Annotated in this window: 24 protein-coding genes, 5 tRNA genes and 1 pseudogene; 16 read left to right on the forward strand and 14 right to left on the reverse strand. The window is 25.3% G+C overall.

Annotation, left to right across the window (positions count from 1 at the left end; all coding sequences use genetic code 11):
• Positions 1–13: 13 nt before the first annotated feature.
• The 4 genes from rpsP to rplS are packed head-to-tail and all read left to right on the forward strand — an operon-like array spanning position 14 to position 1,960.
• Positions 14–274, forward strand: coding sequence for a 30S ribosomal protein S16 (gene rpsP / locus D9V75_RS01900; RefSeq protein WP_158343701.1), 261 nt, complete (start codon positions 14–16; stop codon positions 272–274).
• Positions 267–800, forward strand: coding sequence for a ribosome maturation factor RimM (gene rimM, locus D9V75_RS01905; RefSeq protein WP_158343703.1), 534 nt, complete (start codon positions 267–269; stop codon positions 798–800). The genes rpsP and rimM overlap by 8 nt, the downstream gene beginning before the upstream one ends.
• A gap of 14 nt (positions 801–814) precedes the next feature.
• Positions 815–1,585 (forward strand): tRNA (guanosine(37)-N1)-methyltransferase TrmD, encoded by a 771-nt coding sequence (gene trmD, locus D9V75_RS01910; protein ID WP_187306305.1) that lies wholly within the window; start codon positions 815–817, stop codon positions 1,583–1,585.
• A 27-nt stretch (positions 1,586–1,612) separates the two neighbouring features.
• Complete coding sequence (gene rplS / locus D9V75_RS01915; protein ID WP_158343707.1) at positions 1,613–1,960, forward strand: 50S ribosomal protein L19; 348 nt, start codon at positions 1,613–1,615, stop codon at positions 1,958–1,960.
• Between the two features lie 68 nt (positions 1,961–2,028).
• Here the strand turns inward: rplS and tldD are convergent, their stop codons facing one another.
• Positions 2,029–3,480, reverse strand: coding sequence for a metalloprotease TldD (gene tldD / locus D9V75_RS01920; RefSeq protein WP_158343709.1), 1,452 nt, complete (start codon positions 3,478–3,480; stop codon positions 2,029–2,031).
• 301 nt (positions 3,481–3,781) lie between these two features.
• Between tldD and aroQ the strand changes: the two genes are divergently transcribed.
• The gene (gene aroQ / locus D9V75_RS01925; protein ID WP_158343711.1) at positions 3,782–4,243 is read left to right on the forward strand and encodes a type II 3-dehydroquinate dehydratase; all 462 of its coding nucleotides are present in this window, start codon (positions 3,782–3,784) and stop codon (positions 4,241–4,243) included.
• A 182-nt stretch (positions 4,244–4,425) separates the two neighbouring features.
• Here the strand turns inward: aroQ and fis are convergent, their stop codons facing one another.
• A complete protein-coding gene (gene fis, locus D9V75_RS01930) occupies positions 4,426–4,722 on the reverse strand; it encodes a DNA-binding transcriptional regulator Fis (RefSeq protein WP_158343713.1) in 297 nt (98 codons plus the stop codon).
• Positions 4,723–4,960: 238 nt separating this feature from the next.
• Complete coding sequence (rluD, locus tag D9V75_RS01935; protein WP_158343715.1) at positions 4,961–5,908, reverse strand: 23S rRNA pseudouridine(1911/1915/1917) synthase RluD; 948 nt, start codon at positions 5,906–5,908, stop codon at positions 4,961–4,963.
• Between the two features lie 129 nt (positions 5,909–6,037).
• Between rluD and D9V75_RS01940 the strand changes: the two genes are divergently transcribed.
• The 6 genes from D9V75_RS01940 to gshA all read left to right on the forward strand — a co-directional run bounded on the left by D9V75_RS01940 (position 6,038) and on the right by gshA (position 11,967).
• Positions 6,038–6,793, forward strand: coding sequence for an outer membrane protein assembly factor BamD (locus tag D9V75_RS01940; protein WP_158343717.1), 756 nt, complete (start codon positions 6,038–6,040; stop codon positions 6,791–6,793).
• Positions 6,794–6,925: 132 nt separating this feature from the next.
• Entirely contained in the window at positions 6,926–9,562 is a 2,637-nt protein-coding gene (gene alaS / locus D9V75_RS01945; RefSeq protein ID WP_158343719.1) for an alanine--tRNA ligase, read from the forward strand.
• Between the two features lie 186 nt (positions 9,563–9,748).
• Positions 9,749–9,934, forward strand: a complete 186-nt coding sequence (gene csrA, locus D9V75_RS01950) for a carbon storage regulator CsrA (protein WP_158343721.1) — start codon at positions 9,749–9,751, stop codon at positions 9,932–9,934.
• Positions 9,935–10,085: 151 nt separating this feature from the next.
• A tRNA-Ser gene (locus D9V75_RS01955) sits at positions 10,086–10,174 on the forward strand.
• Positions 10,175–10,216: 42 nt separating this feature from the next.
• Positions 10,217–10,290: transfer RNA gene (locus D9V75_RS01960), tRNA-Arg, on the forward strand.
• Positions 10,291–10,398: 108 nt separating this feature from the next.
• Positions 10,399–11,967, forward strand: a complete 1,569-nt coding sequence (gene gshA / locus D9V75_RS01965) for a glutamate--cysteine ligase (protein ID WP_158343723.1) — start codon at positions 10,399–10,401, stop codon at positions 11,965–11,967.
• Between the two features lie 132 nt (positions 11,968–12,099).
• Here the strand turns inward: gshA and metK are convergent, their stop codons facing one another.
• Positions 12,100–13,239 carry a methionine adenosyltransferase gene (metK, locus tag D9V75_RS01970; protein WP_158343725.1) on the reverse strand — a complete coding sequence of 380 codons (1,140 nt, stop codon included), beginning with the start codon at positions 13,237–13,239 and terminating at the stop codon, positions 12,100–12,102.
• Positions 13,240–13,474: 235 nt separating this feature from the next.
• Between metK and D9V75_RS01975 the strand changes: the two genes are divergently transcribed.
• The gene (locus D9V75_RS01975) at positions 13,475–14,185 is read left to right on the forward strand and encodes an endonuclease (RefSeq protein ID WP_261979450.1); all 711 of its coding nucleotides are present in this window, start codon (positions 13,475–13,477) and stop codon (positions 14,183–14,185) included.
• A 14-nt stretch (positions 14,186–14,199) separates the two neighbouring features.
• A pseudogene (locus D9V75_RS03070) lies at positions 14,200–14,939 on the forward strand (16S rRNA (uracil(1498)-N(3))-methyltransferase).
• 17 nt (positions 14,940–14,956) lie between these two features.
• On the opposite strand, the gene D9V75_RS01985 reads toward D9V75_RS03070, so the two are convergent.
• The 5 genes from D9V75_RS01985 to D9V75_RS02005 form a co-directional block, all read right to left on the reverse strand.
• Complete coding sequence (locus D9V75_RS01985; RefSeq protein WP_187306300.1) at positions 14,957–15,562, reverse strand: 5-formyltetrahydrofolate cyclo-ligase; 606 nt, start codon at positions 15,560–15,562, stop codon at positions 14,957–14,959.
• A gap of 83 nt (positions 15,563–15,645) precedes the next feature.
• Complete coding sequence (gene rpiA / locus D9V75_RS01990) at positions 15,646–16,305, reverse strand: ribose-5-phosphate isomerase RpiA (protein ID WP_158343730.1); 660 nt, start codon at positions 16,303–16,305, stop codon at positions 15,646–15,648.
• Positions 16,306–16,471: 166 nt separating this feature from the next.
• Positions 16,472–16,546, reverse strand: a tRNA-Gln gene (locus D9V75_RS01995).
• A 19-nt stretch (positions 16,547–16,565) separates the two neighbouring features.
• Positions 16,566–16,647 (reverse strand) — tRNA-Leu (locus D9V75_RS02000).
• Between the two features lie 8 nt (positions 16,648–16,655).
• Positions 16,656–16,729, reverse strand: a tRNA-Met gene (locus D9V75_RS02005).
• 106 nt (positions 16,730–16,835) lie between these two features.
• Between D9V75_RS02005 and glnS the strand changes: the two genes are divergently transcribed.
• The 3 genes from glnS to eno all read left to right on the forward strand — a co-directional run bounded on the left by glnS (position 16,836) and on the right by eno (position 21,694).
• On the forward strand, positions 16,836–18,512 hold the full coding sequence (gene glnS, locus D9V75_RS02010) for a glutamine--tRNA ligase (protein WP_158343732.1): 1,677 nt from the start codon (positions 16,836–16,838) through the stop codon (positions 18,510–18,512).
• Positions 18,513–18,706: 194 nt separating this feature from the next.
• Positions 18,707–20,368: a CTP synthase gene (locus tag D9V75_RS02015; RefSeq protein ID WP_158343733.1), complete on the forward strand. Its 1,662-nt coding sequence runs from the start codon at positions 18,707–18,709 to the stop codon at positions 20,366–20,368.
• Positions 20,369–20,389: 21 nt separating this feature from the next.
• On the forward strand, positions 20,390–21,694 hold the full coding sequence (eno, locus tag D9V75_RS02020) for a phosphopyruvate hydratase (RefSeq protein WP_158343735.1): 1,305 nt from the start codon (positions 20,390–20,392) through the stop codon (positions 21,692–21,694).
• A 1,175-nt stretch (positions 21,695–22,869) separates the two neighbouring features.
• Here the strand turns inward: eno and ispF are convergent.
• From ispF to cysN, 5 genes are all read right to left on the reverse strand, one after another.
• Positions 22,870–23,343, reverse strand: coding sequence for a 2-C-methyl-D-erythritol 2,4-cyclodiphosphate synthase (ispF, locus tag D9V75_RS02025; protein WP_158344069.1), 474 nt, complete (start codon positions 23,341–23,343; stop codon positions 22,870–22,872).
• Between the two features lie 14 nt (positions 23,344–23,357).
• Entirely contained in the window at positions 23,358–24,071 is a 714-nt protein-coding gene (gene ispD, locus D9V75_RS02030; protein ID WP_158343737.1) for a 2-C-methyl-D-erythritol 4-phosphate cytidylyltransferase, read from the reverse strand.
• 65 nt (positions 24,072–24,136) lie between these two features.
• Complete coding sequence (locus tag D9V75_RS02035; RefSeq protein WP_158343739.1) at positions 24,137–24,358, reverse strand: septum formation initiator family protein; 222 nt, start codon at positions 24,356–24,358, stop codon at positions 24,137–24,139.
• Between the two features lie 56 nt (positions 24,359–24,414).
• On the reverse strand, positions 24,415–25,035 hold the full coding sequence (gene cysC, locus D9V75_RS02040; RefSeq protein WP_158343740.1) for an adenylyl-sulfate kinase: 621 nt from the start codon (positions 25,033–25,035) through the stop codon (positions 24,415–24,417).
• Between the two features lie 31 nt (positions 25,036–25,066).
• Positions 25,067–26,467 carry a sulfate adenylyltransferase subunit CysN gene (cysN, locus tag D9V75_RS02045; RefSeq protein WP_158343742.1) on the reverse strand — a complete coding sequence of 467 codons (1,401 nt, stop codon included), beginning with the start codon at positions 26,465–26,467 and terminating at the stop codon, positions 25,067–25,069.
• Between the last annotated feature and the right edge of the window lie 15 nt (positions 26,468–26,482).

Below are 26,482 nucleotides of genomic sequence, written 5' to 3' on the forward strand. Positions count from 1 at the left end.
AAGAGAGAAAAATATGGTAAAAATTCGTTTATCAAGATATGGAATAAAAAAACGTCCATTCTATAAAATTGTAGTCGCTGACAGTCGATTTCCTAGAAATGGTAGATTTATTGAACGTATTGGTTATTTTGATCCCATTTCTAAAAGTTTGCTTGGAAGCCTTCAAATAAATTTAAATCGAGTTGAATATTGGATAAAAAAAGGAGCATTAATATCTGAAAGAGCAAAAAAATTAATCCAAATTCAAAAAAATAAAAAGGATTCGAATAATTAATATTAGCATCAAAAAACCTAAAAAATCTTTAATAGTGGGAAAAGTTGGAAAATCTTATGGAATTTTAGGATGGATAACAATTTTTTCTTTTACTGAAAAAAAAGAAAAAATATTCGATTATCTTCCATGGTTTTTCTTAAAAGACAATAAATGGATACAAATTTATTTAAAAAATTGGAAAAAATACAATAAAAATTTTATTATTCTTATAAAAAACATTTATGATCGTTCAACTGTAATGCAATTTACTAATTCAGATATAATTATTGATAAAAATCAGTTACCTTTTCTTAAAAAAAATGAATACTATTGGTATGATATTATCAATTATCAAGTAATCAATACAAATCAAATATATTTAGGTCAAGTTACTGATTTATTAAGAACAAAATATAATGATATTTTAATTGTAAAAAACAAAAAAAATAAAAATAATCATCAAAATACACTTATTCCATTTATTGAAAAAAAAATAATAAAAAAAATAGATCTAAGTAAAAAAATTATAATTGTCATCTGGAACTAAATTATGCCTGATAAATTAAAAAAAAATATAAAAAAACTTTAATGTGGTTTGAAATTATTACTATTTTTCCTGAAATGTTTCAAGCAATTACTGATTATGGAGTCACCGGAAAAGCAATTAAAAAAAACATTATTCATATTAATTTATGTAATTTAAGAAATTTTTCAAAAAAAAAATATAAATCAATAGATGATCGTCCCTATGGGGGGGGATCAGGAATGTTAATGAGTTTTCAACCATTATATAAAGCTATTCAGCATGTCAAATCTAAAATAAAAAACGCAATAGTAATTTATTTATCTCCACAAGGAACTACATTCAAACAAGAAAAAATACCTGAACTAATTAAAAGAAAAAAAATTATTTTTGTATGCGGTAGATATGAAGGAATTGATCAACGTATTATTGATGATCAAATAGACGAGGAATGGTCAATAGGAGATTATGTACTTACAGGAGGCGAACTCGCTGGCATGATTATTATTGATTCTATTTCTAGATTTTTGCCTGGTGTCGTTCATAAAAAAGAATCAGTAGAAAAAGATTCTTTCTCTAAATATCTACTTGATTACCCTCATTATACAAGACCAGAAACTATAAAAAATATGAAAGTACCAAGCGTTTTGTTGTCTGGACATCATGATAATATTCGAATCTGGCGTCTGCAAGAGTCTCTTAGAAAAACATGGATTAAACGTCCAGATCTATTAAAAAAAAAAACATTAACACAGGAAGAAAAAAGTCTGTTAAATGATTTTAAAAAAAAATTAAAAAAAAATAATTAATTTTTATTAGTGTTTCAAGGATAAATTATGTCAAATATTATTCAGAAAATAGAAAAAAAACAACTAAAAAAAAATATTCCAATCTTCAGATCAGGTGACACAGTTGAAGTTAAAGTATGGGTAATCGAAAGCTCTAAAAAAAGGCTACAAGCATTTGAAGGAACAGTAATAGCTATAAAAAATAGATATTTAAATTCATCTTTTACGGTTCGTAAAGTTTCTAATGGAGAAGCAGTCGAGAGAGTTTTTCAAACACATTCTAATAGTATTGAAAGTATTCTTATAAAAAGAAAAGGATTAGTGAGAAAGTCAAAATTGTATTACTTAAGAAATCGAACTGGAAAATCTGCTCGTATTAAAGAACGAATTAATTAATTTTAATATGCAGTCATGGCATAATTCTTGACTGCACTATTTTTATTTTAGTGTTAAAATTGTCAAAGTTAAACTGTACCACCTACAGTTAACTCTTCTATTTTTAAAGATGGCTGCCCTATCCCTACTGGAATATTTTGACCATCTTTACCGCATAATCCTGTTCCATTATCCATTTTTAAATCATTACCTATCATTGATATTTTTTGCATAACTTCTAATCCTGATCCTATTAGTGTTGTATTTTTTATAGGATAAGAAATTTTTCCTTTATCTATTAAATAAGCTTCTGAAGTTGAAAATACAAATTTTCCGGATGTAATATCAACTTGACCTCCAGAAAAATTAATAGCATATATTCCATATTCTACGCTTTTAATAATATCTTCTAATTTAGAATCTCCTGGTAACATATAAGTATTAGTCATTCTTGGCATTGGTAAATATGAATAAGATTGACGACGACCATTTCCGGTAGATTCTACGCCCATTAAACGAGCATTGAGTTTATCTTGCATATATTTTTTTAAAATACCTTTTTCAATCAAAACATTGCGCTGACCAGGAACACCTTCATCATCAATATTTAATGAACCACGATGATTTTTTAGTGTTCCATCATCAATGATGGTGCATAATTCTGATGCTACTTTCTCTCCAATAATATTTGAAAATACTGAAGTTCCCCGTCTATTAAAATCACCTTCTAAACCGTGACCAATTGCTTCATGCAATAAAACTCCTGGCCATCCAGAACCCAAAACTACTGGAAATATACCTGATGGGGCTTCTTTTGAAGATAAATTTAATAATGCTATACGAGCCGCTTCCTTAGCCCAATGATCAATTTTTATTTCTCCAGAAAAAACATCTTTATCAAAAAAAAATTCATATCCTGAACGACTTCCTCCACCACTTCGACCACTTTCTCTTTGGCCTTGATCTTCAACTAAAACGATAATCGAGCATTGTATTAATGGTCTGACATCTGCTGATAAATCTCCGTCGGTAGATGCAATTAAAACTTGCTCATATGAACCAGTCAAAGTGGCATTTACCTCTGTGACACGATGATCATAAGATCGAGCTATATAATTTATTCTATAAAGTAATTCAGTTTTTTCTCTGGCAGATAATGTTGTTAAAGGATTAACACTTGAATAAAATAAATTTGATTTTTTTTCTGATAATAACTTAACTTTTGAAGTTCCTTTTGAATTTATAATACTAAGCGCTATATTTGTGCTTTTTCTCAAAGAATCTATTGATATTTGATCTGCGTACGAAAAACCAGTTGTTTCTCCGATAATTGCTCTGACACTTACTCCTTGATCTGAATGATAACTTCCTTCTTTCACGATTCCATTTTCTAAAAACCAAGACTCATGAAGATGAGATTGAAAATAAAGATCTCCATAGTCTATATTATTCTTGCATAATTCTTCTAAAGATACAAAAAGATCTTGATGATTAATTTTGTTTCTAGTTAATAAAGATTCAGTCACTTTTTTAACTGTCATTTGAACTCACTTATTATATTAATTTTTTAGTTTTTATTAAATTAACAATAAAAATATTTAAAAATAGATAGTATTTTTTTATTAAAATATGTTATTTTATTTTATTTATATTTAATACTTAGATTTTTTAATTTATTTAACCATTTAAATGTTGAAATAAATAGTGTAATATTTTATTAATTATATGATATGCCCTTACATTTATTTTTTGAAAATAATTATAAATGTCTAAAATTTTATTGATTTAAGATAAACAATCTAATAAAAAAATTTAATTTCATCTATTTAAGAGATTTAAAAAATGAAAGACATTTTTCGAATACTATTAATTAACGGACCTAACCTTAATTTACTAGGAACAAGAGAAACTGATATATATGGAAATAAAACTCTTTCTATTTTAATTAGTGATTTAGAAAAAAAAGCCAAAAATCTTAACATATTATTAAGTCATATGCAATCTAATGCTGAACATGTTCTAATTGAAAAAATTCATTCTTCTAAAAATTATATTGATTATATTATAATTAATCCAGCAGCATTTACACATACTAGCATAGCGATTAGAGACGCATTAATTGCAGTGAACATTCCTTTTATCGAAGTACATATTTCTAACATTTATTCTCGCGAAAATTTTAGATCTCATTCATGGTTATCTGATGTTTCCAACGGTGTTATTTGCGGATTAGGTTTAGATGGTTATTATTGGGCATTAAAAACTGCATCTAAAAGATTGATGAATGAAAAGAAAAAATTTTAATTGTTTAATATTCATTAAGTTAAAACCGCTAATTATAAAATAAGTAATTAGCGCTTATCATAAAACTATCTAAAAAATTAATTTTTTAGACAATTTTTGTTATATTAAAGTTTGCATTATAAAAAAATTTTTAAAATATGTATCGTTTGAAATCTTATTTTTAAAAAACAATTTAATTAAATTTAATGCATACCATATTTTTTTAATTTTTTCCTCAGCGTACTTCTATTTATTCCCATCATTAATGAAGCTTTAGTTTGATTTCCTCGGGTAAATTGCATTATCATATCTAATAAAGGCTTTTCTAATTCTGATAGTGCTAATTCATATAAATTATTAATATTTCTTCCATCTAATTGCAATAAGTAATTTTTAATAGATTTTTTAATTAATTTGCTTAAAGGTTTTTTAATAACTTGATTCTGAGAATTCACAATAGAAACAACTAAAAATTCCGAATTTATTGATTCTTCTGACATAAGACTATTAACTCTTTATTTTTATTTATATATATTTAAGAATAGTATTAAAAAATAAGATAATTATAAAATTTAAATTATTAAAAAATAATTCTATACATTAAAAAATAAAATAATATATAAATTTTATAAATATTTTTTAATATTTTGATAAAAACAATCATATGTTTAATTAAAAAGAAATACAATAGATAAAACAATTTTAAATTTGTTTTAAAAATAATTTAATTCAATAAAATTATAAATATGAGAGCAATTCTGTCATGTCTTTTGGAAGAGAAACCGTCCAACTCATTTTAGATCGACTAATAGGATGGAAGAGTGATAAATGATTAGCATGTAATGCCTGACGAGAAAAATAACTTATTCTTTTTTCTACATCCTTACACAATTTATAGTTGAATTTACGATTCATCCCGCTATAAAGTGAATCACCAATCAATGGATGCCCGATATGCAACATATGAACACGAATTTGGTGTGTTCTTCCTGTTTCTAACTGTATTGATACGTGTGTATGAGAATGAAAACGATTAATTATTTGATAATGAGTTACAGATTTTTTACCTAAAGAATGAACCATCATAGATGTTCTTTTCCAATGATGACGGATAATAGGTGCATTTATTGTTCCACCTGAAATCATGCTTCCCTTGACAATTCCCTGATATTTTCGAATAATTTTTCTATTCTTTAGTGAATTAAATAAAAAATTATAAGCTGTTATTGTTTTTGCAATGACCATTAATCCACTGGTATTTTTATCTAAACGGTGAATAATTCCCGCACGCGGCAACTTTATAATTTTTAAGTTAGAATAACGATATAATAAAGCATTAAAAACTGTTCCTTTATGATTACCTGCTCCCGGATGAACAACTAAACCAGAAGGTTTATTAATAACTAAAATATAATCATCTTCATACACAACATTCAAATAAATATTTTCAGGAACATCTTGCTTGATATTTTGTGGTATAGGATAAATAGAAATTCTTTCCCCTCCTAATATTTTTTTATCTGGACGATTAGCAATCATGTTATTGACGTATACATGATTAAGAAGAATCCACTGTTTTAAACAAGAACGAGAATATTGTTTAAATGATTTAGATAACACTTGATCTAATCTCAATCCTGATGAAGAGATATGAGGAACAATTACGGTTAATTCTTTTGTGTTCAACTTAATTTTCCTTAGTTTTAATTAAAAATATATTTCTCTAAATCTATAATTTTTGTAGAATATGATATTCTGTATTACCATCTATAATTTCAAATTATTAAAAAATTAATTAAAATCTTATAAAATCCAATGAAAAAAAAAAATATTATATTTATTTTTATAACACTATTTTTGATTTCAATATTACCTTCTAAATCTCTAGGAAATTCTGTATTTTTGATTAATAATATTTCAATTTTAAAAAATCTTAACAAACCAATAAATAAAAAAATTAATTATATTAATTCAGATTTAGAAGAAATACCAAAAAACAGTATCAATTCAGAAAAAATAGAGATGAATTTAATCTACAATTTCTATAAAAATTCAAACTTTAAAATGGCTCAAATGAAAATAGAAAAATTTCAAAGATTGCATCCAAGTCATCCTAATATGGATTATATTACATATGTTCAAATTTTAATTAATATTGAAATGGATAAAAATACTACTGATTCAAACTACTTTTTTCTTCGGTTTTTTCCTATAAAACGTTATAAAAATGATCCTATTTATGCAATGAATGCATTTTTTCAATTAAAAAAATTTATCAACATTTATCCTAAAAGTTTTTATATTAAAAATGCGAAAAAACATTTAATTTCTTTAAAAAAACGCTTATCAGAAAATGATTTTGAAATATTAAAGTTTTATTTTACAAATCAAAAATATACAGCAGTCATTAATCGCGGAAAAGATATTCTTCAAAAATATCCAGAAACATTAGTTGCTCGAAAAACACTTATATATATGCAAGAATCTTATTCTTCATTAAAAATTTTTAATACAGCTGAAAAAATATCTAAAATAATCTCATCAAACAAAATTTTCAACTTTTTAAATTAATAAATAAAAATTATAATTTTTTATGAAAATACTATATATCATATTTATCATGCCTTTAAATAACATATAAAATTTCATCAATAATAATGTGAATTATAATTGATATGAATTTTAAAATTAATAAGAGTAAATATGAATAAAAGCACAAATCAAATCCGACAAGATTTTTTGAATTTCTTCAAAGAAAAAAAACATGTAATTATTCCAAGCAGCTCTTTAGTTCCAAATAATGACTCTACGCTATTATTTACCAATGCAGGAATGAATCAATTTAAAGATATTTTTTTAGGTTTAAAAAAAACAAAACATGCTCGTGTTACCACAGTTCAACGCTGCTTAAGAACTGGAGGAAAACATAATGATTTAGAAAACGTAGGATATACTCATAGGCATCATACTTTTTTTGAAATGCTTGGTAATTTTAGTTTTGGTGATTATTTCAAAAAAAAAGCTATTATGTATGCATGGGAGTTATTAACTTCTAAAAAATGGTTTAATATACCAAAACATAGACTATGGATAACAGTCTATGAACATGATGATGAAACTTATAAAATATGGAACCAAACAATTCAAATACCTTCTGAAAGAATCATAAAAATAGGTGATTATGAAAACCATAAATATAATTCTGATAATTTTTGGCAAATGGGTGATAGCGGACCATGCGGACCGTGTACTGAGATTTTTTATGATTATGGGAAAAACGCTTTAAATAGTTCTTCTGAATTTATAAAAAATGAAAATCATCGATTTGTAGAAATTTGGAATATTGTTTTTATAGAATATAATCGTATTTCACAAACACAAATAATTTCTTTAAAACAAAAATCCATTGACACAGGCATGGGGTTGGAAAGAATCTCGTCTATTTTACAAAATGTAAATTCTAATTACAATATAGATATATTTCAAACATTAATTAAATCCATATCTCAATTCAGCAAAGTTCAAGATTTTAATAATATTTCTTTAAAAGTTATTGCTGATCATATTAGAGCTTGTTCCTTTATTATTGCGGATAATATATTTCCTTCAAATGAACAACATGGATATGTTTTAAGAAGAATTATTAGACGAGCACTAAGTCATGGATATAAAATAGGAATAAAACAACATTTTTTTTACAAACTAGTTCCGAATGTCATTCGATCTATGGGAATATCTGCTAATATATTGAAAGATAAACAAAAAAAAATAGAAGATGTTTTAAAATCAGAAGAAATGCAGTTTTCTAAAACACTAGAAAAAGGTCTGCAAGTATTAAATAAAGAAATTAAAAATCTAGATAATCAAATCCTACCAGGAGAAATTGTTTTTTATCTGCATGATACTTTTGGATTTCCTTCTGATTTAACAGAAGATTTTTGTCGTGAAAAAAATATTAAAATAGATCATGATGGATATCAAAAAGCTAAAAAAAATCAAAAAAATCAATCTAATTTAAAAAAACCATTTTATAAAAATTATAATAATAATATTTTTTTCAACGATTCATGTATTTTTGAAGGTTATCAAAAACATAAAACTAAATCAATTATAAAATATATTTTTGTAAAAGACCAATCTGTTTTAAATATTACTAAAAACGAAGTTGGAATTATTTATCTCGATAAAACATCGTTTTACGCAGAATCTGGAGGTCAAATAGGGGACATAGGCTATATATATTACAAAAAATCATGTTTTATAGTCGAAAAAACAAAAAAATACGGAAATACAATAGGGCACATTGGAAAATTGATTTCAGGAACGATGACAGTCAATCAATCTGTGTATAATAAAATTGATAAACTTTATAGAAGTTCTGTTTCATTAAATCACTCAGCAACACATTTACTGCATGCAGCATTACGTAATACTTTAGGAGATGGAGTTGTTCAAAAAGGATCTTTTATATGTAATTCATATTTAAGATTTGATTTTTCTTACTCTAAATTAATTGACACATTTCATATACAAGAAATTGAAAATATCGTTAATGTTCAAATTCGAAATAATATTTTTATTAAAATTAAAGAAATGAGCTTTGAAGAAGCAAAAACTAAAAAAGCCACTGCATTATTTGAAAATCAATATAAATCTACTGTTCGAGTTGTATTTATAAGCAATTTTTCAATAGAATTATGTGGAGGTACGCATGCAAAAAGAACTGGTGATATTGGTCTTCTAAAAATTATTTCTCAATCAAGTGTAGCATCTGGAATTAAAAGAATAGAAGCTGTAACGGGACAAGAGGCTATTAACTATTTTCAAAAACAAGATAATAACATTCAAGATATCTCTTTCATGTTAAAAGTTAAAAGTTTTGATATGAAAGAAAAAATTAAAAAATTAATTCATCAAATCAAGTATTTAGAAAAAAAAATACAAGAATTTCAAAAAAAAGAAAATACACATCAAGTAAAAACATTATCTAACAATGCATATGATATTCAAGGAACAAAAGTTTTAATACACACATTTTACAATTATGATCATAAATCTTTAAGAGTAATATCAGATCAAATTACAGAAAAACTAAAAAGTTCAATTATTGTATTAGTTAATGTTACTAACAATCATTTTAATGTAATAACTAAAGTAACAAAAAACTTAATTAACTTTATTACTGCATCAAGCATTATTAACATGATCGTAACTAAAACAAATGGAAAAGGAGGTGGAAAAAAACATATTGCTGAAGGTAGAGGTTTAAATATAAACATAATTCCTGAAATTTTACAAAATATTAAAATTTGGATTAATAAAAAATTAAAAAATAAGTAAAGTTTTTTGAAAAAACATATTTATACATTTAAAAAAATTATTTTGAATCAAAAATATATTTTTTAAAATAATATCTATATATATTATATTCATGTTTAACGGTCTACATTTTAACCCTGTATTATTCATAACGCCAGGAATTAAATAGGTCAAACTTTTCTTTTTTATCTTGCAAGGAGCAAAAAAATGCTTATTCTAACTCGTCGAGTAGGCGAAACGTTAATAATTGGCGATGAAATAACTGTAACAGTACTAGGAGTTAAAGGTAATCAAGTTCGTATTGGTGTGAATGCCCCTAAAGAAGTTTCGGTACATCGTGAAGAAATATATCAACGTATTCAATCTGAAAAAAAACAAAAAAAAAGTTTATGATTTAAACTGCATCTTGATTATTTCAATTAAGATGCAGATCAATTTATATTCATATATCAAGTAAATAAAAATCTGTTTATTTTAAAAATAAAAATATTTGACTTATAAAAAAAAAAAAAGTAAATTAGAATTAGAAAAAATTAAATCAACAGGTGAGATGGCCGAGAGGATTAAGGCACTCCCCTGCTAAGGGAACATGTAGAAAAAACTGCATCGAGGGTTCGAATCCCTCTCTCACCGTTAATATGATTTTTTTATTTTATAAATCATAACATTTAAATTGCATCCGTAGCTCAGTTGGATAGAGTACTCGGCTACGAACCGAGCGGTCGAAGGTTCGAATCCTTCCGGATGCAAATAACAAAAATTAATATTCAAACTCACATTTCTTATTTAAAATCATAAATGCTTTATATTAATGAAATAAAAAATAGCTAACTTTCTTCCAAAAACAGGAGAAAAAATTGATACAAGATATTTCACAAAAAATTTCTTGGCTTCAAGAAAACCCTTTAATATTAAAAGGAATTTGTAGAGGAATTGAACGTGAAACCTTAAGAGTTGAAAAAAATGGTCATTTTTCTAAAAATATGCATCCCTATTTAATAGGATCCTCTTTGACTCATCAATGGATTACTACTGATTTTGCAGAAAATTTATTAGAATTTATCACACCCACTAGCACAAATATAGATAAATTAATGTTTTTTTTAAAAGATCTCCATTCTTTTGTTGCATCTTCAATAAAAAATGAACGTATGTGGCCTTTTAGTATTCCATATATTGGAAATAAAAAAACAAATATAAAAATTGCTCAATATGGCAATTCTAATCTTGGAAAAATGAAAACTACTTATCGAATAGGGTTAAAAAAAAGATATGGAAGTTTTATAAATACTATTGCAGGTGTACATTATAATTTTTCATTGCCTATAAAATTTTGGAAAGAATGGAATAAACAACAGAATAACAAATATTACAATGATTATATTTCAAATGGATACTTGCATTTAATTAGAAATTATTATAGATTTGGGTGGATTATTACTTATTTATTTGGATCTTCACCAGCAATATCCTCAAATTTTATAAAACCTAAAAATAAAAAGTATATTTTTAAAAAATATAACGAAAATGTTTTGTATTTACCTTGGGCTACTTCATTAAGATTAAGTGATATTGGATACACAAAAACTGCAATAGAAGATTTAAACATTACGTTTAACAATCTGAACTCATATACTTCATCATTAAAAAAAGCACTTCACACATCTTCTGATAAGTTTGCTCGATTGAAATTAAAAGATAAAAAAGGAAATTTTCAACAGTTAAATACAAATATATTACAAATGGAAAATGAACTTTATACACAAATAAGACCAAAAAGACGTTTGTATCCTGGAGAATCATTAATAAATGCTCTAGCCAATAGAGGAGTAGAATACGTAGAAGTTCGATCTTTAGACACAAATCCTTTTTCACCCATAGGAATTAATAAAAATCAAATACTGTTATTAGATTTGTTTTTAATTTGGTGCACTTTAATTGAGTCACCTGAAATGAAAAAAAAAGATTTTTTATTAGCGTCAAAAAATTGGGAAAAAATTGTTTTAGAAGGTAGAAAACCTTATCAAACTATCTATATAAATACAAAAAATGAAAAAATTACTTTAATTGAAATGGGAAAAACAATATTTAAAGATTTAAAAATGATAGCAAAAGTAATTGATTTTAATGATAAGAATACTCCATATTACAAAGCTTGCCAAAAATTTATGAAATATCTTTATGATCCAGATCTAACTTATTCATCTAAATTATTAAGATTAATTCTTCGTAAAGGAATAAAATTTTCTGGATTAGAATTAGCTAATCAGCATTATAAAGCTCTTATTAGCAGACACTGTTCTGACGAAAATCTCGCTCTTTTAAAAAAAGAAACTAAACGATCTCATGACAAACAAAAAAAAATAGAAAAAGAAGATTCACTTTCTTTTAGAGAATATATTAAAAAAATAATTCTCCCATGTTAAAAACATGGGGAAAGAATATAAAAAATTAATATTTTGAATTCATAACAAACAATGTTTTGCTTTACAACTTTAAAAAATATTTTTAACATGCTTTATTTTAATAATTTTATCAATTAAATTGATGTTAAAAAATTATTGCAACAATTCTTTTACCTTATCAATTTTTTCCCATGGAAATTCTTCTCTTCCGAAATGACCATAAACAGCTGTTTTTAAATAAATAGGTTGAAGAAGGTTAAGCATTTTAATTAGTCCGTATGGACGCAAATCAAAAACATCACGAATTAAAGAAATTAAATATTTGTTACTTACTTTCCCAGTACCAAAAGTTTCTACCATAATTGAAGTTGGTTCAGATACCCCTATTGCATAGGATAATTGAATTTCACAACGATCAGATAAGCCAGCAGCTACAATATTTTTAGCCACATATCTTGCAGCATATGCTGCAGATCTATCTACTTTAGAAGGATCTTTTCCAGAAAAAGCACCTCCTCCGTGTCTTGACATGCCGCCATATGTATCAACTATAATTTTGCGACCTGTTAAGCCGCAATCTCCCATTGGACCACCAATTACAAATCTACCAGTAGGGTTAATAAAGAATTTTGTATTTTTTGTTAACCATTTTTTTGGTAAAACTTTTTTTATAATTTCTTCCATAACGGCTTCAATTAAATTTTTTTGATTAATATTTTCTTTATGTTGAGTAGAAAAAACTACAGCATCTATCCCAACAATATTTCCTTCATTATATTGAAATGTTACTTGACTTTTTGCATCCGGCCTTAGCCAATTTAAAATGTTATTTTTTCTTAATTCAGATTGTTTTTTAACTAACAGATGAGCATAAGTAATAGGAGCTGGCATTAATACATCAGTTTCATTTGTAGCATAGCCAAATATAATACCTTGATCTCCAGCCCCTTGATCTAAAGGGTCAAATCGTTCTACTCCTTGGTTAATATCTGGTGATTGTTTTCCTATAGCACTTAGAACTGCACAAGAATTAGCGTCGAATCCTGCGTCAGAATCAACGTAACCGATATTACTGATAGTATTTCGAGTTATTTCTTCAACATCAACCCATGCAGTTGTAGTAATTTCTCCTCCAATTAAAACCATTCCTGTTTTAACATAAGTTTCACAAGCAACGTGCGCTCTTTCATCTTGTTTAAGTATTTCATCAAGTAATGCATCAGAAATTTGATCGGCAATCTTATCTGGGTGGCCTTCAGATACTGATTCAGATGTGAATAAATATTCGGTCATATTTTTATTCCTCATTTTTGATTATTTGAAAATAATTCTACTAAAAATATAAAAAATTTAAAAAATTTTTATATATGTTAATTCTTTTTTATTAGTTATACTATACTGCATTAAGAATAAGCGTTAATTTTAAAATAATTATATAAATATTATTATCAGGATAATGTTTAATATGTATTTAAAAAATAAATTCAAATAAAATGATAAAAAAAATATTTATCCCCATAATCAGTATATTATTTTTTTTTTATCTTCAAATAAAAAAACGAATTTTAAAAAAAATAATATAAAAAACTTTTACCAAGCAAAAATTGAAGCAATTAAAATTCATAAATATGCACCTAATTCTTTTTATTGTGGATGTAAAATTATTTGGAAAGAAAAAAAAGGAATCCCAGATTTATTATCATGCGGATATAAAGTTCGAAAAAATAAAAATAGAGCAACAAGAATTGAATGGGAACACGTAGTACCTGCATGGCAATTTGGAAATAAAAAGACATGCTGGAAAAAAGGCGGCCGAAAAAAATGTAAAAATAATAAAGAATATAAATTTTTTGAATCTGATTTGCATAATTTACAGCCTTCTATTGGTGAAATTAATGCAGATAGATCTAATTTTATGTATGGTTTATTGAATCATCATTATGATTTAAAACAATATGGAAAATGTAAAATGAGAATAGATTTTAAAAAAAAAATAGCTGAACCTCCTGAACAAGCTAGAGGTAGTATCGCTAGAACTTATTTTTATATGCATAAAAAATATAAATTTTATTTATCTAAAGCACAAAAAAAATTATTTAAAATATGGAATAAAAACTATCCTGTTACTGAATGGGAGTGTAAAAGAGATCAATTGATTTTTAATGTTCAAGGAAATCATAATCAATATGTTTATACGATGTGCGAAAAATATAAATTACATTTAACATTAAAAAAATAAAAGAAATTTAAAAAATGAAAAATCGAATTCCACGCATCTATATTAATAGTAATTTAAAAATCAATCAAAATCTTGATTTATTCGAACATAATGTTCATTACATTAAAAAAGTTTTACGAATGAAAATTAAGGATAAATTAGAAATTTTTAACAACACTAATTATGTATTTTTTGCTGAAATAATAAATATAAAAAAAAATGAAATTAACGTCAAAATTTTTCAGAATGAATTAAAAAATACTGAATCTTGTTTATATACCCATTTGGGACAAGTTATTTCAAAAAATAAAAAAATGGATTTTGCGATACAAAAATCTGTAGAAATGGGAGTAAACTCTATTACTCCTTTATTTTCTCAATATTGTGTTATTCAAAAAAAAAAGATTATATCTCAAAAAAAATAATACACTGGAAGAAAATTGCTATTTCTGCCTGTCAACAATGCAATAGAAATATTGTTCCAAAAATTCACAATCCTAATCATTTAATCGAATGGTGTAAAAATAAAAAAAATAGCGATACAAAAATACTATTTAATAAAGAATCTTTGTTAAAAATAAATAAATTTTCAAAATCAATTCAACGAATTCAATTATTAATAGGTCCTGAAGGAGGTTTTTCTTCTGAAGAAATAAAAGAAATTATTAATTCTGGATTTGTGTCAATATCACTTGGTCCTAGAAAATTAAGAACAGAAACTGCTGCTCTTGCAGCAATGACTGCTCTTCAAATGAGGTTTGGAGATTTAAGTTAATTAAAACTGATTTTGTTTTACATATTTTTAAATATCCATATATTATTAGGTGTTAGTACAATGGGCAAAGGAACATCCCAAGATTTAGTTGGTATATTTCTAATATATTGAAAATCGTATGCTAAACCCATAATAAAAAATTTTTTTTTGCACCAATTCATCAAAAAAAAATCGTAAAAACCTCCTCCCATTCCTAATCTGGATCCTTTTTGATCAAAAGCTACTAACGGTACTATAATTATATCTAAATACAAATCAGAAATAATATCTTTAGATTCGTAAAAAGGCTCCAATATATTATATTTATTTCGATATAAAATCGAGTTACAAGAAAATCGAACAAAAATCATTTTCTTATTACGTCTGGATTTTATTACAGGGACAAATGTTTTATAGTTATTTAGCCATAGCCTTAAAATTAAAGGATAAGTGTCTAATTCCCCATCAAATGGTATAAATAAGGCTATATTTTTAGAATTACAAAAAAAATTAAAATTAAATGCTATTTTTGATACTTTCATTGATGCAATGCGCTGATCTAAAACGGTTAAAGATTTTCTTAAATTTCGAATATTCTCACGAATTTTTCTACGATAGTTACATAATTTTGTTAATTTTTTCATTTTTAAATAATAAGGCATTAGTTTATAAAATATTTTAAATTCTATAAAAATTTAAAAAAATTTAGCATTTTTAAGTGACAATTTTATTTTTTAATTACTTCAACTCCATTTTTTTTTCCAATTAAAACAATATCAGCACTTCTTTTGGCAAATAAACCAACAGTCACTACTCCAGGAAATGAATTAATTTTATCTTCCATTAAAATAGGATTTTGTATGTGCAAATTATATACATCTAAAATTATATTTCCATTCTCTGTTACAACATTTTTACGAAATTTTGGATTTCCTCCAATTTTAATTATTTCTCTAGATATATAAGTAAGAGCCATTGGAATAATTTCAATAGGTAACGGAAATTTTCCAAGAACATCTACTCTTTTAGACTGATCAATAATACAAACAAATTTTTTAGAAATTTCAGCAATAATTTTTTCTCCCGTTAAAGCAGCTCCGCCCCCTTTAATCATTTGCATTTGATAATTGATTTCATCTGCACTATCTATATAAACATCCAATGAATTAAAATTATTAATATTTAACACTTTTATTCCATATTTTTTAAGTAAAACAGTAGAAGAATTAGAACTGGATATTGCTCCATATATTATTTTTTTTACTGCGCTTAAAGCTTGAATAAAATAAAAAACAGTTGTTCCAGTACCAACTCCTATTACAGTTCCAGGACAAATATAATCTAATGCAGCCCAAGCTGCTTTTTTTTTGAATTCGTTTAGAGTCATGATATAAAAAACCTATTTTCTTTTTTAAGAAATGCACTAAAATATAATTAATAAATATTCAACTTTGTTTCATTAAAAAATTTAATGTACAAAAAATTAATGCACTTTAAAAAAATTATATTTTTTTATTATCTATTAGAAAAAAGAGAGAGAAAAACACTTAGAATGGCTGGGGTACCTGGATTCGAACCAGGGAATGCCGGTATCAAAAACCGGTGCCTTGCCACTTGGCTATACCCCATTTTTTTTTAATATTCTCTTACGGGAGGCGAGACTTGAACTCGCAAACCTTTCGGCGCCAGAACCTAAATCTGGTGCGTCTACCAATTTCGCCACTCCCGCAAAAATAATAGCTACGATGGGAATCGAACCCATGACCTCAGCGTTATGAGTGCTGCGCTCTAACCGACTGAGCTACGTAGCCTATTAAATTAGATGTTATTTTTTTAATACCAATTTTATTTTATAATATATGCGTTGAATAATCAATATAATTTTATCAAATGTTTTTAAAAAATTAAGGAAAAAATATGAATATTAAAAAAAATAAGTTTAGCAACAATTTTATTTGTCATATTATTGAAAAAGATCTTAAAAAAAATAAAAATTTATCTCTTCATACTCGATTTCCACCTGAACCAAATGGATATCTCCACATTGGACATGCTAAATCGATATATTTAAATTTTGAACTCTCAAAATTATATAAAGGACAATGTAACTTACGCTTTGATGATACAAATCCTATCAAAGAACACGTTAAATATATCAACGCTATTAAAAACGACATAAATTGGCTAAAATATAAATGGTATAAAAATGTTCGATATTCTTCTCAATATTTTGAAATACTATATAGTTACGCAAAAGAATTGATTAATAAAAATTTAGCTTATGTGGATGAATTAACAAAAGAAGAAATAAAAAGCTACCGAGGCACTTTACATTCACCAGGAATCAACAGTCCATATAGAAATCGTACTGTAAAAGAGAATTTAGAACTATTTGAAAAAATGAAAAATGGATTTTTTGATGAAGGAAAAGCGTGTTTAAGGGCTAAAATTGACATGAATTCTAACACTATTATCATGCGTGATCCTGTGTTGTATCGAATAATTTTTTCAGATCATCATCAAACAAAAAATAAATGGTGTATATATCCGATGTATGATTTTGCCCACTGTCTTTCAGATTCCATTGAAGGCATCACTCACTCATTTTGTACATTAGAATTTCAAGAAAATAGGTTTTTATATAATTGGATTTTAGAAAACACTACTATAAAAAACTATCCCAAACAATATGAATTTTCTAGGCTAAACTTAGAATATTCAATTCTTTCAAAAAGAAAACTAAAAAAAATTGTTGATTATAAATTTGTTGAAGGATGGGATGATCCTCGTATGCCAACTATTTCTGGACTCAGAAGAAAAGGATATACCCCATCTTCTATCAAAAAATTTTGCCAAAAAATTGGAGTTACTAAACAAAACAGTTTAGTAGAATTATCTGTGTTAGAATATTGTATTAGACGAGAACTTAACCAAACTGCTATAAGAACTATGGCGGTATTAGATCCTATTAAGATATTTTTATATAATTTAGATTCAAGTCACAAAGAAACTTTTACTGTTCCTAATCATCCTAATAAACCAGAGTTAGGAACTCATGAAATTATTTTTACAAATACCATATATATTGAACGTTCAGATTTTAAAGAAAAATACGAAAAAAAATATAAAAGATTAACACTTGGTCAAAAAGTACGATTAAGATATGCCTATATAATAAAAGCAGAAAAAATTGAGAAAGATGATAATAACAATATTATTCATATAATATGCTCATGCGACTTAGACACTTTGGGAAAAAGACCAAAAAATAAAAAAAATCCATCAGTAATTCACTGGATCTCAACAGAAAATTCAATGCCAGCAAAATTTAGGTTATATAACAAATTATTTAATACTAAGAATCCAGAAAAAAAAGAACAATTTCTATCTTATATAAATCCAAAATCACTGATAATAAAATATGGATTTATTGAACAAAAAATAGGATATGAGATTATCAAAAAAATAAAAAAATCTTTAAATCATTTTTTTCAATTCGAAAGAATAGGATATTTTTGTATAGATTTATTTTCTCACGAAAAAAACTGTCTTGTTTTTAATCGTACTGTTCAATTAAAAGATTCATTACGATAAAAATTAAAACACAAAATTTTTAAACTTATTTATTAGTATCAAATAACAAATATAAAATTATAAAAATTAACACATTATACTCTGTATAAAAAATGATTTTAAAGATATTTATTTTAAGAAAAAATTACTTATAAAAAATCTTTAATCTTTATACTAATCACTTATGAATTTCAACTAATATCTTTATATTTAGAATGACTAAAAATTATATTTTTATTACTGGTGGAGTAGTTTCATCTTTAGGAAAAGGAATTACAGCGGCATCTCTTGGAGCAGTACTAGAAGCACGTAATTTAAAAATTACAATTATTAAATTAGATCCATACATAAATGTAGATCCAGGAACAATCAGTCCAATTCAACATGGAGAAGTATTTGTAACGGAAGATGGAGCTGAAACAGATTTAGATTTAGGACATTATGAACGCTTTATTAATACTAAAATGACATGTTTGAACAATTTCACTACAGGCAGTATTTACTCTCAAGTGTTAAAAAAAGAGAGAAGAGGGGACTATTTAGGATCAACTATTCAAGTTATACCTCATATAACTAATGAAATTAAAGAAAAAATTATTTTATGCTCTAAAAATAGCAACATTATTATTGTAGAAATAGGTGGAACTGTCGGAGACATTGAATCTTTACCGTTCTTAGAAGCTATTCGTCAAATGGCTTCTGATATTGGTCGAAAAAATGTTATATATATACATTTGACTCTTGTACCATACATCTCTACTTCTAGAGAAATTAAAACTAAACCAACTCAACATTCTGTAAAAGAGTTGCTTTCGATTGGCATACAACCAGATATTTTAATTTGTCGATCTAATCGTACTGTACCTAATCATGAAAGAAAGAAAATTGCACTTTTTTGCAACGTTCCAGTTAACGCTGTAATATCTTTAAAAGATGTAGATTCAATATATAAAATTCCAAAATTATTGAAGCACCAAAAATTAGACGATTATATTTGTAAATATTTTAAATTAAATGTTCCTAAAGCTAATTTAAAAGAATGGGAAAAAGTCATTTATGAAGAGAAAAATTCACATAAATCTGTAATTATTGGTATTGTTGGAAAATATGTTCAACTTCCAGATGCTTACAAATCGGTAATAGAAGCCCTTAAACATGGCGGGCTAAAAAATAAAATTAAAGTACACATACAATTAATCAATTCTCAAGAAATAGAATATAAAAATTTAAAATTGTTAAAGCATTTAAATGGAATTTTAATACCTGGAGGATTTGGAGACCGTGGAATAATCGGTAAATTAATCGCAGTTAAATATGCTCGAGAAAATAATATTCCATATTTTGGAATTTGTTTAGGAATGCAGATAGCAATCATAGAGTTTGCACAAAACGTTATTGGAATTAAAGAAGCAAATTCAACAGAATTTGATCCTAAATGTAAATATCCTGTTATTGATCTAATTTCAAAATTAAAAGATAATTTATATCAAAAATTGAAACAAAAAAATAAAAATTTAAGTTTAGGGGGGACTATGAGACTAGGAAGTCAATCATGTAAATTAAGCAAAAATAGTTTATCTAGAAAAATATATGACAAAGATGTTATTATAGAGCGACACAGGCATAGATATGAAGTAAATACTATTTTATTGAGAAAAATAGAAAAATTTGGATTTAAAGTATCTGGACGTTCTGAAAACAATAATGTAGTTGAAATCATAGAAATTTCTAATCATCCTTGGTTTATAGGTTGTCAATTTCATCCTGAATTCACTTCTACTCCTCGTTACGGGCATCCATTGTTCACAGATTTTATAAAATCAGCTGAAAAATATCAAAAAACTAATCTGAATAGAAATGCAGTTTCAATTAAATAAAAACAAATTAAAGGTTATAAAATGTCTAAAATTATTAAAATTATAGCTCGTGAAATAATAGATTCTAGAGGTTATCCCACTGTAGAATCAGAAGTTCATCTTGATGGTGGATTCGTTGGAATATCATCTGTTCCATCTGGCGCTTCAACAGGGTCTTTAGAGTCTTTAGAATTAAGAGATGGAGATAAAAATAGATTTGAAGGGAAAGGAGTGCAAAAATCAGTTTATTTTATTAATAATGCAATATCAAATATGTTAAAAAATAAAGATGCAAAAGATCAAAAAGATATTGATTATGCAATGATTCAACTAGACGGAACAGACAATAAATCAAGAATAGGAGCTAATACTATATTATCTGTATCCTTAGCTTCAGCAAAAGCTGCTGCATTATCTAAAGGGATACCTTTATACGAACACATTGCAGAAATCAATGATACTAAAGGTATATTTTCCATGCCACTACCAATGATTAATATCATTAATGGAGGGAAACATGCTAATAACAATATCGATATTCAGGAATTTATGATTCAGCCAGTCAAAGCCTCCACAATAAAAGAATCCATTCAAATAGGATGTGAAATTTTTTGTTCTTTAGGTAATATTTTACAAAAAAAAGGAATGAGTACTTCAGTGGGAGACGAAGGTGGTTACGCGCCAAATTTAAAATCAAACGAAGAAGCATTTAATATAATTCAAGAAGCAGTAGAAAAAACAAAATATAAAATCGGAGAAGATATTAAATTTTCTATAGATTGCGCAGCATCTGAATTATATGATAAAAATTCTAAAAAATATCAACTAAACGGAGAAGGATTAAGCTTTGATTCGCAAGAATTTACTCATTATTTAGAAAAATTATCAAAAAAATATCCTATTATTTCCATTGAAGATGGACAAGATGAGTCTGACTGGAATGGTTTTTCATATCAAACAAAAATATTGGGAAAAAAGATGCAATTAGTGGGAGATGACTTGTTTGTTACTAATTCTAAAATACTAAAATCAGGCATTCAAAAAAATATTGCTAATGCTATATTAATTAAATTAAATCAAATTGGAACTTTAACAGAAACTCTCGAGACAATTAGAATAGCAAAAAAAGCAAAATATAACGTTATTATTTCACATCGATCAGGAGAAACAGAAGATACATTTATTTCCGATTTATCAGTTGGAACCTCTTCGGGTCAAATTAAAACTGGCTCTATGAGTCGTTCTGATAGAACTTCAAAATATAATCAATTAATTAGAATAGAAGAAAAATTAGGGAATAAAAAAGCTCCTTTTAACGGTTTAAAAGAAATTCAAAATAAATTTTAGAAAAACTTATATGTTTAATAAATTTTAATGTACCAAAGAGAATCAGGTATTTTAAAATATATGCCTGTTTCTCACAGAGAGAATATTAAATTACTGTTATTTATAAAATTATCAATGTCACAAACAATTCGATTGATAAACATTTTAAAAATTCAAAAGAAGAGTCTATTTTATCGGTAAATCGTTTATTTTTACTTATTTACATAAATTTTGGGTAAAATATAACTTTATAACACTGAATGTTTATAAAAGAATAATATAAAAAATAAAATTTCTTATAAGGAACAATTAAAAGGAACAAAAAAGAATTAAAATAGAGTTACATATATTTAAAAGATATAATTTTAATTATAAAAAATAAACTGCTCATCGCGAAAAAATAACTAATAAAAAGCTACAAATATAATTTTTTAACAAAATGTCAAAAAAATACACAGATGTTAAATAAAAACTAGTAGAGTTTATCTTATTTATTTTTTTACCTATTTTAGGTAACTTTATCTTTTTACAAACATGTAAATACTTGAAAAATTTTTAACAATAAATATTGTTATATTTATCTTTAATTTATTAGTTGAAATAAAGAAAATTTTAACATTTATATTAAAAATTTTACAATCTACAATTAGAATATTTCAGTACAGATTTGAAAGTAAAGATAATTAATTCCTTAAAAATAATTTTTTAAAACTAATTTCTTTTATAAATATAATCAAATAATTAAATTTATTGAACTAACATCGAGTATAAAAAAAGTTAAATTAGTCTTAAAAACACTCAAATTTATTACCTAATACTTCTCTAATAAAACTTTCTAAATTAAGTATATTATTAAAAATAATAATTTAATTTTTAATAAATTAATTTAAATATTAATTTAAACTCCGAACAATTGATAATACATCTAGTTTATTATTAACTTTTATTTAAATTAACTAAAAAACATAGTTGTACTACTATCTGAACTTATATCAATTAAAAGATATAAGTTAAATAATAAACATCTTTTAAAATTAAAAAGATTTAAATAAAATAATATTTATGTTAAAAAACAATTGTTTATAAAATTACTAGCAATAAAATAAATGCATTTATTTTTATATAGAAATTTTTAATTTTAATGCATTGAGATTAATGATAAAACAAGTTGTTTTAATATATCTTACAAAAAATTATTATTTTTTTAAAATTAAAACAGAAGAATGACAAGCTATACCTTCTTTTCTTCCAATACAACCAATCATCTTAGAACTAGTAGCTTTAATGCTAATATTATCTATAGAAATTTTTAGATATCTTGACAAATTTGATTTCATAGAAAAAATATAAGATGACATTTTTGGATACTCTGCGATAATAGTAATATCAATATTACATATACAATAATTTTTTAATTTAATTTTTTCCCAAATATTTTGTAATAAAATTTTACTATCAATATTTTTATATCTTTTATCTTTGCTAGGAAAAAAAGAACCAATATCACCCATTGCGGCAGCTCCTAATAACGAATCAATGAGAGCATGTATTAACAAATCTCCATTGGAATGAGCAATTAAACCTTTTTTTTTAGAAATTAATACACCACCAATAATTAATGGCTTACTTCCTCCAAAAGCGTGAATGTCAAATCCATATCCTACTCTTATTAGCATATTATTTTTTATTTAATTCTATTACTCTTTGTTAGATAAAATTCAGCAAAAAAAAGATCTTCAAAACAAGTAATTTTAATATTTTGGCTGCTTCCTAGAACCATTAACGGACGATATCCGCAATATTCTAATGCTGAAGATTCGTCTGTAATCACGATTTTATCTTTGATAACCTTGTTTAAACAAAATCGTAACAAATTTAATGGAAAAATTTGAGGAGTTAACGCATGCCATAAATTTTTTCTATCTACAGTTTTTAAAATTCTTTCTTTTTTTACATCTCCATATTTGATTGTATCATGTATAGGTTGGACTAAAATTCCACCTACTTTACTTCTTCTAGTAATTAAAATTATTTTGTTTAAATCTTGACGACTTAAGCAAGGACGAACTGCATCATGTACTATGACCCAATCAGCGTCTATTTGTAAAGATAATCCAGACAAAACTGAATTAATTCTTTCTTTTCCTCCTATAACAGAAATAATACGTACATTAGATGATATAGATAAATTAAAAAAATAGTTATCGTTTCGATTCAAGCTCACAATGACATTGATAATATTAGGATTTGATAATAATGTTGTTAAAGTGTATTCAAGAATCGTTTGATTTTTAATTTTTATATATTGTTTTGGAACATTTGACAACATTCTTTTACCTATACCTGCAGCTGGAACTATAGCTATGATTTTAGGTTTTAAAAAACTTGCCGATTTCATTAAGAACTTTTAAAAAATATTATTAAAAAAATAATTATATCAAAATCATTTTATAAAAACATTTTTTAATTACTTTTATTTTTTTTAATTCCATTAATCTTATTATTTAAATTTTTAATTTCTATTATTAATTTGTTATTTTGAATTTGAAGATCATTGTTATATTTTTCTTCAGAAATAACTATTTTATAAATTCTAATATAATCAAAAATACCATTTTTACTAAACCAAAGAGAATATTGAAGCCATAAAAATATAAAAAATAAAAATGTTTTTAATATTTTCATACTTGTTCCGTATATTAATACATTAATACTAGATAAATGTTTATTATACTTTATATCTAACATATATTAAAAAATGGTATTATGTTACGATCATATAATATTTTAATTAATTTTTTTGCATTATCTTTCAACGATTGTGTTCCATCTAAATGCACGTCCGGTTTTTCTGGAATCTGATATTCAGATTGAATTCCAGTAAAATTAAATATTTCTCCTTTTCGAGCTTTTTTATATAAATTTTTAGGATCACGATTTTCACAAACTTGAATTGGAGTATCAACAAAAATTTCTAAAAAATTACTTTCACCTAACATTTTACGAATTAATTTTCTTTGATATCTATATGGAGATATAATTGCAACTAAAACTATCATTCCTGCGTCTAACATTAATTTTGATACTTCTCCAATACGTCTAATATTCTCTGTTCTATCAGAAATACTAAAGTTTAAATCACTGCACAAACCAGTTCTAACATTATCTCCGTCTAATATATACGTATGAACACATTTTTTAAACAAACATTGCTCTAAAATATTAGAAATACTAGATTTTCCTGAACCCGAAAGCCCTGTAAACCATAGAACTATTGATTTATGATTATGTTTTATTTCACGTTTGAATCGAGTTATTAAGTGTTTCTCCAAAATGACGTTTTTATCAAAATTAGCATTCATGTGCTTATTTAATTCCTTACTTTTAATCAATTCATCTTATTTTCCAATGAGGAAAATATTGACGAATTAAAGAATAGAGATCTTTTTCAAAAGACTGTTGATGTTCAGAAAACATGTTTTTTTTATTGCTAATATTTTCTACAATCATTCCGGCTCCAACCGTTAGATTGCTCAATAAATCTATAAAAATCATGCTTCCTGTAATTCTATTTTTTTTATATGAATCAAACATCATTAGTTCATTAAATTCTACTTTAATTCGACCGATACTATTTAATGAAAGAGAATCGGTATTATTTGGAGTTAAAGTATTAATTTCTATTTTATATAAAATTTCTTTTATGCGCACTCTCGTTTTTTTATTAGATGATTTTACATAAAATGCTTGTCCTTTAAATAAATTGTTCTCACTCATCCAAACCACATCGACAATTGCTTCTTGACACGGTTTTAAAGGAGAATCAAAATTTACAAACAAATCTCCTCTGCTAATGTCTATTTCATCCTTTAATACTATTGTAATTGATTGGCCAGATTCTGATTTTTGTATATCTTCATTAAAAACTACAATGCGAGAAATAAATGAATTAATATTAATTGGAAGTATTTTAACTTTTTGTCCCACATAAACATCACCTGAAACTAAAGTTCCAGAGTATCCACGAAATTCTGAATTAGGACGATTTATATATTGAACTGGAAATCTCATTTCTTTTAAATTTTCAGTATTTTTAATGTTAATCGTTTCTAAAATCTTTAATAATGTATGTCCATTATACCAGGGCATAAAATTATTTTTAAAAACAATATTTTCTCCAACAAGAGCAGATATAGGAACAAAAAAAATTTTAAGATCATTATTAAATTGTTTAGCAAAATCAAGAAATTTATTTTTAATATCTATAAATATTTTTTCTTTATAATTAACTAAATCCATTTTATTAACAGCAACAATTAAATATTTAATTCCTAGCAATATAGAAATAAAGCTATGTCGATAAGTTTGTTCCAATAATCCTTTTGTAACGTCTACTAATAAAATAGAAGCTTCACATGTTGAAGCTCCAGTTACCATATTACACGTATATTGTTTATGACCTGGAGTATCTGCAACAATAAATTTTCTTTTATTAGTGGAAAAATAACGATATGCTACATCTATGGTAATACCTTGCTCTCTTTCGTCATGCAATCCATCAACTAAAAGTGCAAAATCTATTACATCTCCTTGAGTACCATGACGCTTACTATCATCTTTCAGCAAAGTTAATTGATCATCATAAATTTGTTGAGTATCATGTAATAATCGACCTATTAATGTGCTTTTACCATCATCTACACTTCCGCATGTTAATAATTTTAATAAAGTTTTTTTTTGTTGAATATTTAACCAATTTTTAAATTTTTCTTTTTTGCTAATTATAGTATTCATTTTTTATACATCCAT

Origin of the sequence: Buchnera aphidicola (Muscaphis stroyani), assembly GCF_005080865.1 — a bacterium.
GTDB classification, from domain to species: domain Bacteria; phylum Pseudomonadota; class Gammaproteobacteria; order Enterobacterales; family Enterobacteriaceae; genus Buchnera; species Buchnera aphidicola_AG.